The following is a 10,608-nucleotide window of genomic DNA, read 5'->3' on the forward strand; positions in this document are numbered from 1 at the left end:
GGAAAAAGCCAGAACCTATAAAGCTTCCAGCTTATTTAGTGCTTTCAAGTTTCAGCTTGATAAATTGTAATGTAGATTAAAGTCCATTGAATATAATATTCGATAATAGTCAGGACTGTATTAGAAAGTGGGAAGAATTTTCGGAAAAATCTCAATCCCCAATACAACATAATTCCTGAAATAATGACCATAATTCCTAGCAACATGAACAGACTCCCTAACTTCAATGCTTGGTCTGTCCTCATGAACAAGAAAGTTATCCCAAACATAATTAGAAAATTAATACTAGAAAGTAATAATAGTAATACAAACAGTAAAAGAGCTTTAGTAAAAGCAAAATGTTTGCGTTCTTTGAAGATCATTCCGATCACAATTACGATTAGAATCCCTAAGAAAATCGGCCAAACTTGTCTCATATTTCATCCTCCCAAAAAGTAATACCTTCATTGTAGCAAGAAAAAAGCAGAGTTACTTTATTGTTTATTCAGAAACTTTTGAGGACAAAAAAACTGAGCCATTATAATCGATAGCTCAGTTGTGTTAGAAGTGACATAGTTTGATATTTCATCTCTAAATAAATGGTCTCTTAATCCCTGCAACCACGTATCTTTGACTATTTACAATTGGTTGGACCATTACTCGTGGTGGCCAACTTTCAATAACTTGATTTTTACTAATCAAAATTGCCACATGGTAAATCGTATGAGTACCTGGTTCATAATAGAAAACTAAGTCTCCGCGTTGACGTTGTGAATATGGTACACGCTTAAGTTTTTTATCAGCCCACAAGTTGCGTGAATTCCATTCATTACCTGGATGAGCATGACCAATTGAACTAGTCGGAATTGGACTAACACCACCTGCGTACATTGCTTGCATTGCTAAACCGGAACAATCTATTCCGTAAGCTGGACTTGATGAACAACCAGCAAGCCACGGTTTGCCCATGTACTTATAAGCTTGTTTAATCATTGCTTCAATGTGAGCTTTACGCCCTTGCTCTGCTTTAGCACCAAGGGGTGCAATATAAGAATCGATCGCAAACCAAGACTTTTCTGAAAAGCCCATCTTTTTCCAAGTTGTTAAATCAACATTACCTGTTACTTTTAAATTGTGGTTACGTTGAAAATTTTTCACTGCATTATATGTTGCTTGGTTATAGTAATTCTTACCTGCCCAAGTACCCATGCGGTGCATAACTTTCCAAGTTTTAATACCTTCATAACCGCGATAAAGATTGTATCCTACTTTACCGTATGGCTTGATTTGAGTGTAATGAATTTGATGATAACCTTTAGGATTTTGATACAACTTAACCTTAGGCTTTTTAGCTTCAGGCTTAGCTGTATTTGGTGTGTTTGTGTTAACACTAGTAAATGAACTGCTGGTATTATCTTGCAACACAGTAGTTGCATCGCTAGATGAATTAGTTGGATTAGTATCGTCGGCAAAAACTTTCCCGCTTGTTAGAGCGGTTGCTGCCAAAGTCAACGTAATGGCAAAAATGCCAGTTGCCTTAATTTTTTTCATTCTTACTTCTCCCGGGAATTAAAGATTCTATGTTTTTATTTCATTCAGAGACTAGTGTACTACAAGATCTATATCTGATTAACACTTTTTTATAAGAAAACTGTTTCAAGTAAAAAAAAGAGAACTACAGAATCGTTTACATAATGTATTTTTCTTAAAAGAACACTCCCACTATTTTTTCAACTTTCGATTAATTTCATTAATATCTCTTCTCAAGTTAACAAAGTAAAAACCATATCCAATTGCATACATCACAATGAATTGAACGATAGCACTTAATAATGTCTTGATACTAAACACAAAATTGTTAACCATGAAAAAATATAGGGTCCAAGGGATGAATAAAACTAAAAAGTTGACAATAATTTGCTTTCTAAGTGACCAGTTTTCCTTGGCAAAGATGAGGCTAGCCAAGCGAAAGGCAACACCAATTAAAGCTGAGATAAATACGAACAGCAATACATCTGCTAATGAAATCGTTACAGTCGTATGCAATTCGGTTGTAGCCATTAAGAACCTAACTAAAAACCAAAGCGCTCCAATACCAACACCACATAATCCCGTTACTACATATGATAAAAACTTTGTCATAACCCTAACCTCGCTTTCAAATCCTTAATTCTTCGTCTAGAAATCTGAACTCTACGTTCATTTTTCAAAATTACATCAATATTCCCACCTTCAACCATCTCTAAATGATCAATCTGATGATAGTTGATAATGCTACTGCGCGAAGCAGTGAAAAAATCATATGGCAACTGCTCTTTAACTTTATACAGACGCTCTTTGTACTCAAATTGCTCTGCTAGCGTATAGACATAAGTCTTATCAGCTACCACTTCAATCAACATAATTTGATCAAAAGAAACTGGAATTACATTGTCTTCTTGATAGCACCAGAGTGAATCAGAATCTGATGATAGATCTTTCGCAATTCTTTGCATCTTGTCAGTCATCTTGTGTAACCAAAATTCTGCTCTTTCTTCAGGTAATTGACTATCAATATTAAATTTAATTTTCATTTCTTCGCTCCTTTCAATAATGAGTATAGTCGAGAATTTATTGAAAATACTGATTTCGCGGTCAATGGTTATGTTTTGCGGGTGAATGGTAAGATATTTAAGATTATTTCACAGATGAGTACTAAATTAAAGAAATATAAAGAAAATCGTTAGCTAAACTTTAGTTTCTTTGGCTATCCTATTACGTTAAAATATGCTACTTAATCATCTAAAGGGAAAGAATATGAAATCAAACATTAAGAATTTAAACAGTATGATAATCGGTGCGATATCAATTTTTCTAATAATTATCGGCCTAGCAATATCCTCTAATCAAAACAAGCCCACTGAAAAAGTTGAACAGCATTCAACTGACATATCTAATAAGCAATTCATTAAGAAAATTGCGCCACTGGCTAAAGAAGATCAGAAGAATTACAAGATTTCAGCAAGTATCACCATTGCCCAAGCTGCTCTTGAATCCAATTAGGGTAAAAGCAAATTAGCATCTAAATACAACAACTTGTTTGGCGTCAAAGCTGGAGAAAACCCACGAAGAGTTAGTTTGTACACCAGTGAATATGTAAACGGTAAAAGAATTCATGTAAAACAATACTTCCGTGTTTACAATAGTTGGGAAGATTCTATCAATGCTCATACACAGCTACTTGTAAATGGAACAACGGACCAACCAAACCGATATGCACAAGTCAGAAATGCAAAGAATTATCGCGAAGCAGCAAAAGCTTTACAAAAAGGTGGTTATGCAACTGATCCTGAATATGCCTCGAAAGTAATTCAATTGATCGAAAAACACAATTTACACAAATACGATGCATAAGCCAAATAAAAGACCTGATTCATCAGAACCAGGTCTTTATTATCGCTTATCTTCTATTTACAAATTATTCCATTTTATATATTTTAACTGTCTGTTTTATATGGTACGGATCGTGATCTAATAGATTTTGCAATTTCTTCCTTAGAACTATCTAAAAAATCCTCCATAAATGGCACCAATACCAATTCCAGTTCTGAACGTACCGGAGCTACCAATGTTGCCGGCTACGATATCGCAATATAGCTTTCCAACACCTTTTGATAACTGACTTTTCATTGCCCACGGTGTTAATTCTGTTTTTAAGTGCCAAACAATATTAGAGAGCATAACTCTTTTTTCTAATCTTCTTTTAGCTTCTAATAAAATTTGACGTTCTCTTGGTGTAGTATTTTCATCCATTAATAAGTCGGTTACACGGTTAAGCAATTCAATTTCTGGATCTTCTTTTTTTTTCATAAATTATCATCTTCTTTTAGCCAACATCAGTTGTTCCCCAGCCATTTACAATGGTATCCCAGGTTGCCTGACCTATGCTTTTGGTAACTGTGTAATGGAAGTTGCCATGTCTATCGCGCCAGCAATAACCATTAGAACCATAAGCTACAATATCTCTTTTATGACTTCTACGAGCAAATGAAACAAATGGAGATAATCCATCATTACTTGGAATTAGAACGGTATTGTTTTCTGCTGCCATCTTATTAAAAACGCTCAAGATATCTTGAATTTTTTCAATTTCAGAATTTGTTAAATCACAATTTGTAGTAGGTTTTATTACATACTGGTTATTTTGAATAACAATATATTGATCTGCTTTTGTGAAAACGGAACTAGATAAACTTTGCCCTTCCTTTATGGCTTGTTCTCTCGTAACACCTTGATTAGTACTTACAGATTCTGCAACATTTTTCGTTACAGTCGCGGCATGAACTTCATTTGGCGTAGTTGTAACAGCAACAATGTTTGCAGCTAATAACATTGATCCAACTAATATCTTTTCAAATTTCATATTAATCCTTCTTCCAATGTTTCTTATTTTAAAGACTATTATACATACATATTAGATTGATGGATCATCAAATTTTAAAATATAATTTAGAAATAATTCAACGATAATTTAACTGCGTCGAAGCTGATCGATTGCAAAAGCAAATTAGCATCTAAATACAACAACTTGTTTGGCGTCAAAGCTGGAGAAAACCCTCAAAAAGTCAGTTTGTACACCGACGAATATGTTAATGGTAAACGAGTTCATGTTAGGCAAAATTTTCGCGTTTATAACAGTTGGGAAGATTCTGTTCGTGCACATACACAATTAATTGTTAACGGGACTTCAGATCAACCTAATCGTTATGCTCAAGTCAGAAATACTAAGAATTATCGTGATGCTGCAAAAGCTTTGCAAAAAGGTGGTTACGCAACGGACCCTGAATACGCTAAAAAGATAATTCAATTAATTGAAAAACATAATTTACATAAATACGATACATAATAAATAAAGAAGACCTGATTTCACACAAAAACCAGGCCTTCTTTAATTCTTATCTTCTAATTACAAATTCCTCTTAATATCTTCAACAATCTGATCAACAGTCAAACGATTTTCTTCATAAATCTTCTCAAGTGGAACTTGATCAGTGTAGACTCTCTTTTGGCCGTAATTCAAAACCTTAACATCGCGATCGCCAAGATATGAAGCGACCTTTTCACCAAAGCCGCCGCTTAGAACATTATCTTCTAAAGTTACGATAACTTTGTTTTCCTCAACTAATTTATCTAAAGCAGCTTTATCCAAAATATTAGCTGAAACAGGATTTACCAAACTTGCACCAGTTTCCGCAGCAACCTTTTCACCTAATCCATAGAAATCGCCCAACGCTAAAACTGCGATATCTTTACCAACTTTAACTTGATACTTGATCTCATCAAAGTCAGCGGCAACTTCCGGTCCCACTTCAACATGCTTAGTTGGCATCTTAATTGCAACTGGGTGCTTTCTTTGCTTAATCGCCCATTCAAGCATTGCCTTTTCTTCATTCAAAGTTGTTGGAGCAAGATAAATCCAGTTAGGTAAGTTTGAAACCATCACTTGATCAAAAATACCAAGGTGAGTCTTACTTGTTCCAGAAATTCCACCGCCAGCAACAAGCATCACAACTGGCAAGTCGTTTGCGGCAACATCGTGTGACAATTGGTCAAAGGCGCGTTGCAAGAAGGTTGAATTTTCAAACAATACTGGCACTGCACCTTCTTTAGCAAAACCAGACGCAAAAGCGACAGATTCTTGTTCTGCAATACCAACATCAGTATAGTTATCTGGGTACTTATTCTTAATTTCATCAAGGCCAAATACACCAGGAATTGCTGCATTGATTGCCATGATCTTTTCATTATTTTCAATATGCTTCTTCACTACATCAAGAGCTACAGAGCTTGCGGTTGGGCCTTCTGGCATTGGAGCTGTTGTCTTGTCAGTCTTAAGGTCAAATGGTAGTACCCAGTGGTGAGCTTCTTCGTTATCAATTGCTGGTTGATAACCTTTACCCTTCAAAGTATTGATATGTAAAACAATTGGGTGATCAACATCCTTCACGCCTTCAAAAGCTTTAATCATATCTTCAACGTTATTACCATCAGCAACATAACGGTAGTCAAAGCCCATTGCCTTAAATGGATTTTCTTCAGTTTCACCGTTTGAATCACGAAGCTTCTTAAGTGCAGTTACCAAACCACCAACGTTTTCATCAATGGACATTTGGTTATCGTTGATTACAATGACTAAATTATGCTTTTCAATAGCTGCGTTGTTCAAACCTTCATAAGCAAGGCCACCAGTCATTGAACCATCACCGATTAAGGCCATAATGTTTTCATGACCACCCATTAAGTCACGGGCCTTAGCCATCCCTGTAGCTAATGCAATAGAAGTGGAAGTATGCCCCACAGCATAGTAATCATATGGACTTTCATCAGGGTTAGTATATGGCGTTACATCTTCATAATGATCTGGATCAAGCCAAGCAAGAGCACGACCCGTTAGCATCTTATGCGGATAAGTTTGGTGAGAAACATCCCAGACAATCTTGTCCTTTGGAGCGTTGAAGACATAGTGATAAGCAATTGTAGCTTCAACAATCCCCAAGTCCGGACCCAAGTGCCCACCTTCAGCGGCATCTTTTTCAAGAATTAAAGTTCTAATTTCTTCAGCCAATTGATTCATTTGGTCCACGTTTAACTTCTTTAAGTCTTCTGGACCATTAATTTTATTAAGTAAAAATTCTGGATGTTTATTCATATGTTACCTACTTTCAAAAAAAGCAATCTGCTTATTAATTATAAGTTAATTTTTTAGATTTTTCGAAAATTTTAACTTATATAAGAGATTGCTTTACTTATTTTTCTAAAATTAGTCACTTACCTTGATGTATGACTTAATGGTGCGACGTTCGTCCATATCCTTGTAAGCTTGATCGATTTCATCCAATGTGTAAGTCTTAGTGAAGACTTTACCTGGGTTGATTTCACCATTCAATACAGCATCAAGCAAAAGTGGCTTGTCGTATGAAGTTACTGATGCAGGGCCACCAGCTAAAATCTTGTTTTGGTAGAAAGTTTGAGCTGGATCAATCTTTGAACCATGAGGTAAACCAACACGACCAATAATTGAACCTGGACGGCCAACCTTCAATGCTTCATCACTAGACATTTCAGTACCAACACATTCAAGAACGGCATCGGCACCACCGTCAGTAGCTGCCAAAAGTTCCTTGATACCTTCTTCACCGCGAGTTGCGATGTTTTCAGTAGCACCAAATTCTCTGGCTAAAGCCTCACGATCTGGGTGGCGACTAGTAGAAATAATTCTCTTAGCGCCTCTCATCTTAGCAGCGATAATTGCACACAAACCAACAGCACCGTCACCTAAGACAATAACAGTATCGCCTTCCTTAACATTAGCAACGCGAGCTGCGTGGTAACCAGTTGACATAACATCTGCCAATGTCAAAAGTGACTTAAGCATTCCTTCGCTATAGTCGCTAGGCTTACCTGGAACCTTAACGAGTGACCATTGTGCGTGTTGGAAGCGTAAGTATTCAGCCTGATTCCCAAAGCTGAAGTTATCATTATGGTTCATGCAAACACCATCAAAGCCGGCGCGGCAGGCACGACATTGACCACATCCGTGAGTAAATGGCATAATGACAAAATCACCTGGCTTAACAGTAGTGATGGCGCCACCTACTTCTTCAACAACACCCAATCCTTCATGACCTGGGTTTTCTGAACCAGCTTGAGTGTTGTCAGTATCACGGTATGACCATAAGTCTGAACCACACACGCAGGTTCTAACTACTCTAATAATTACATCATCATCTTGTTGAATTGTTGGCTTTGGTGAGTCAACAACAGTCATCTTACCTGCTTCTTCAAATCTTGCATCCTTCATAACCCTGATCTCCTTTTTAAAAACTTCTATTTGATACTCTTACCGATTTCGTATGCTTCTTGTACATGTTTTTGTAATTTGGTTTGGTTCCAAGAATCATCTGCATAGACTTCACCAACACTTGGCCAGCGCATATAATCTTGAAGCAATTTCATATGCATTTTAATTGCAGACATATCTTCTTGACTACCATATCCACTGATTAATATAACCGATTTTTTATCCTTAAGTTCGTGATTATAATCATAGAAGCGATCAATTACTGTCTTAAGTTGAGCATTAATTCCGAAATAATACATTGATGAAACTAAAACAACAATATCCGCATCAAGCAGCTTAGGAATAACTTCTTTTTCAACGATATCATTATCTGGAATCCCGACTTCCATGCCCGGAGCTTTTTCAAGTTGTAAATAATGTGGGGCGTCTGAGCCTTGAAGACCTGCATCATAACGATAAATTTCATTGCCACTTTCGCGAGCACCACGTTCAAAAGCGTCGGCCAGTTGCTTTGAAGTACCTGGATTATGAGGTGAACCAGTTAAGATCACAATTTTAGCCATAATTATTTCCTTTCTCGTTCGATCAATTTTCAAAAATAATTATATAGTCGTTATCAGACTGTGGAAATTCAAAGATTTTCATGCTAGGATAAATTTAATTTATACTGTGAGGCAAAAAAATGATTGAATTCTACCTATTAGAAGAACTGGTTACCTATGCCGAAATGGGTACGGTGGCCAAAACTGCAGAAAAGTTGGGACTTACTCAGCCTTCCGTGACTAGATCACTTAAAAAACTTGAAGACGAATTAGGCGTACAGCTTTTTCACCGTGAGCCAAATAAAATCACACTCACAGAAACCGGGAAATACGCAGTTCGGCAAGCTAAAAAACTGCTTGATAGCAACCTAGATTTTTCAAAAGATGTTAAATAATATGAAAGAAATCAGACTACTATCGTCATGGCAGCCAATGCCCCAGGTCCTACGATTGTGACGAATGTGATCCAAGATCCGAATGTGATCGTTAAGGATGAGCGGGTGTTAGATCATTTTGAACAACAATTAGCTGGTGAGAAAATCACTTGTCTATTGCTCAACCAAGACTTAGAAGATCATGATATTACTTCTATTTATTTAGGAACTGAAGTGATGGGCGTGAACTTGACAAAAGATTCTGATTTGGCTAAGGAAGACAAATTATGGTTCAAGTCCTTATCAGGTAAGACCATTTTGTCACCATACAACATTGGTTTTTGGGAGCAGCTATATCATGACAACATCCCTAACGCTAACATCATCTTCCAATCTGATTCGACTGAATACTCCACCTTACTGAATTATTCATCACTGCCATATTTCACTACCAACCTCACCCAGTTTTCTCAATGGGGACTTAATTTACCAGGTGATCGAATTTTCAAGCCACTTGAAGATAAGGTTGCCAAGCAGCAATTTTATGCATGCTTTTTGAAGAAAAATCGCGACCGCTTAATGCCAGTGATTGAAGAAATTCAAGAAAAATGGGAAGAAGCAGATGAATAGGAAATACGGAGAGTAAAAATGGCATTAAGTAAACACAAATTTCATATCTTGACTGCGATGTTCGTGCTCATCGCCTTTATGCTGGGATGTAACGAATTCATGGTTGTCGGAAATCTATCATTAATTGCTAAGTCCTACAACGAATCATTGACCCAAATTTCCTGGCTAGTATCAATTTTCGCTTGGACTTATGCAATCGCAACACCCATCTTGGCATTAGTCACCAATCATTTTCACAAATACTACCTATTAGTTACACTGCTATTGATCTTCTTAGGTGGAACGATTCTATCGTCTTTTGCACCGTCATTTACTTGGCTGCTAATCTCAAGAGTGATCACTGCATCGGTAGCTGGACTAATTGAATCACTATTATCAGTTATCGCCTACCAATTATCTTCAAGCAAAAAACAGCGATCAATGACCGTTGCTTGGATCTATACTGGCTTTAGCATTGCTTCTGTTGTCGGTGTTCCACTTGGAAGTTTCATTGCTGATCATTGGCGCTGGCAAGATGCCTTTATCATGGTTACTGTCATCACTGTTTTAGCAACCATCGTTACTTTCACGATTCTGCCTAAAAACTTAAAAGGCGGCCAAGGTGATTATCACGATCAATTAGTTTTATTCAAAGATAAAAACATTTGGCTCGGAATTATTCTTGATATCTTCTCTACCGGCGCAATTTATGGCTACTACACTTACATCAGACCGATCATCACTCAAACTTTAGGCTTTACATTAAGTCAATTAATCTGGATTCTGCTTTTCCTTGGTGTGTGTGCAATTCTTGCCAATCAATTCTCTGGCTGGCTCGCTTCTCGCAGCGGAATGAAGAACTTGTTGCCGATCTATTTGATTAACTTAGTCTTATTGGCATTCTTCAGCTTATCGATGCAAAATAAGTGGACTGGGTTTGCAATGTTATGCGTCCTAGGCTTTAGCTTGTACCTATTCGGTACGCCACTGCAAGTTTACTTCCTTGATGTTTCAACCAAGAAGTATCCGCAAGCAATTATGCTGGCTTCAACACTTAACGCCATCTTCTGGAATGTTGGTGTAGCGGTAAGTTCACCGATCGCTGGACAAACGCTTAAGTACTTCGGCTTGGCAAATTTGGGTTGGTTGTCATTTATCTTTATGGCAATTGCGACCGTGATTTTGCTAGTTTTACTTAAAAAATCTGAATAAAAACATTCTAAGCTTAATAGTGAATTAATTATCCGACGGGATAATTGATTCA

Annotated in this window: 14 protein-coding genes and 1 pseudogene; 6 read left to right on the forward strand and 9 right to left on the reverse strand. The window is 36.9% G+C overall.

The annotated features are described in order from the left end of the window. Positions 1–44 precede the first annotated feature (44 nt). The 4 genes from FC46_RS08985 to FC46_RS09000 all read right to left on the reverse strand — a co-directional run bounded on the left by FC46_RS08985 (position 45) and on the right by FC46_RS09000 (position 2,552). Positions 45–416, reverse strand: a complete 372-nt coding sequence (locus FC46_RS08985) for an SA1002 family membrane protein (protein WP_057799958.1) — start codon at positions 414–416, stop codon at positions 45–47. Positions 417–570: 154 nt separating this feature from the next. Then, positions 571–1,530: a C40 family peptidase gene (locus FC46_RS08990; protein ID WP_157046824.1), complete on the reverse strand. Its 960-nt coding sequence runs from the start codon at positions 1,528–1,530 to the stop codon at positions 571–573. A gap of 171 nt (positions 1,531–1,701) precedes the next feature. Then, positions 1,702–2,121: a DUF3021 domain-containing protein gene (locus FC46_RS08995; RefSeq protein WP_057799960.1), complete on the reverse strand. Its 420-nt coding sequence runs from the start codon at positions 2,119–2,121 to the stop codon at positions 1,702–1,704. After that, positions 2,118–2,552 (reverse strand): LytTR family DNA-binding domain-containing protein, encoded by a 435-nt coding sequence (locus FC46_RS09000; RefSeq protein WP_057799962.1) that lies wholly within the window; start codon positions 2,550–2,552, stop codon positions 2,118–2,120. The genes FC46_RS08995 and FC46_RS09000 overlap by 4 nt, the downstream gene beginning before the upstream one ends. 223 nt (positions 2,553–2,775) lie before the next feature. Between FC46_RS09000 and FC46_RS10470 the strand changes: the two genes are divergently transcribed. Both FC46_RS10470 and FC46_RS10475 read left to right on the forward strand, forming a co-directional pair. Beyond that, on the forward strand, positions 2,776–3,021 hold the full coding sequence (locus FC46_RS10470; RefSeq protein WP_412363399.1) for a hypothetical protein: 246 nt from the start codon (positions 2,776–2,778) through the stop codon (positions 3,019–3,021). Positions 3,022–3,033: 12 nt separating this feature from the next. Then, a pseudogene (locus tag FC46_RS10475) lies at positions 3,034–3,372 on the forward strand (glycoside hydrolase family 73 protein); the annotation flags it as partial. A 147-nt stretch (positions 3,373–3,519) separates the two neighbouring features. On the opposite strand, the gene FC46_RS09010 reads toward FC46_RS10475, so the two are convergent. Then, on the reverse strand, positions 3,520–3,828 hold the full coding sequence (locus FC46_RS09010; protein WP_057799964.1) for a bacteriocin immunity family protein: 309 nt from the start codon (positions 3,826–3,828) through the stop codon (positions 3,520–3,522). A 16-nt stretch (positions 3,829–3,844) separates the two neighbouring features. Next, on the reverse strand, positions 3,845–4,381 hold the full coding sequence (locus FC46_RS09015) for a garvicin Q family class II bacteriocin (protein WP_057799966.1): 537 nt from the start codon (positions 4,379–4,381) through the stop codon (positions 3,845–3,847). 126 nt (positions 4,382–4,507) lie between these two features. Between FC46_RS09015 and FC46_RS09020 the strand changes: the two genes are divergently transcribed. Further along, positions 4,508–4,864, forward strand: a complete 357-nt coding sequence (locus tag FC46_RS09020; protein ID WP_269079434.1) for a glycoside hydrolase family 73 protein — start codon at positions 4,508–4,510, stop codon at positions 4,862–4,864. A gap of 60 nt (positions 4,865–4,924) precedes the next feature. On the opposite strand, the gene FC46_RS09025 is transcribed toward FC46_RS09020, so the two are convergent. The 3 genes from FC46_RS09025 to FC46_RS09035 form a co-directional block, all read right to left on the reverse strand. Further along, positions 4,925–6,667: a 1-deoxy-D-xylulose-5-phosphate synthase gene (locus FC46_RS09025; protein WP_057799970.1), complete on the reverse strand. Its 1,743-nt coding sequence runs from the start codon at positions 6,665–6,667 to the stop codon at positions 4,925–4,927. Positions 6,668–6,778: 111 nt separating this feature from the next. Next, complete coding sequence (locus FC46_RS09030) at positions 6,779–7,819, reverse strand: alcohol dehydrogenase catalytic domain-containing protein (protein WP_057799973.1); 1,041 nt, start codon at positions 7,817–7,819, stop codon at positions 6,779–6,781. A 26-nt stretch (positions 7,820–7,845) separates the two neighbouring features. After that, positions 7,846–8,382, reverse strand: a complete 537-nt coding sequence (locus FC46_RS09035) for a flavodoxin family protein (protein WP_057799975.1) — start codon at positions 8,380–8,382, stop codon at positions 7,846–7,848. Between the two features lie 119 nt (positions 8,383–8,501). Between FC46_RS09035 and FC46_RS10380 the strand changes: the two genes are divergently transcribed. The 3 genes from FC46_RS10380 to FC46_RS09050 are packed head-to-tail and all read left to right on the forward strand — an operon-like array spanning position 8,502 to position 10,556. After that, positions 8,502–8,756, forward strand: a complete 255-nt coding sequence (locus FC46_RS10380) for a LysR family transcriptional regulator (protein WP_057799977.1) — start codon at positions 8,502–8,504, stop codon at positions 8,754–8,756. A gap of 27 nt (positions 8,757–8,783) precedes the next feature. After that, positions 8,784–9,365, forward strand: coding sequence for a transcriptional regulator (locus FC46_RS10075; protein ID WP_236702311.1), 582 nt, complete (start codon positions 8,784–8,786; stop codon positions 9,363–9,365). A gap of 18 nt (positions 9,366–9,383) precedes the next feature. After that, positions 9,384–10,556: an MFS transporter gene (locus tag FC46_RS09050; RefSeq protein WP_201779061.1), complete on the forward strand. Its 1,173-nt coding sequence runs from the start codon at positions 9,384–9,386 to the stop codon at positions 10,554–10,556. Positions 10,557–10,608 lie beyond the last annotated feature (52 nt).

The sequence above is a fragment of the Lactobacillus kalixensis DSM 16043 genome, from assembly GCF_001434335.1.
Lineage (GTDB): Bacteria > Bacillota > Bacilli > Lactobacillales > Lactobacillaceae > Lactobacillus > Lactobacillus kalixensis.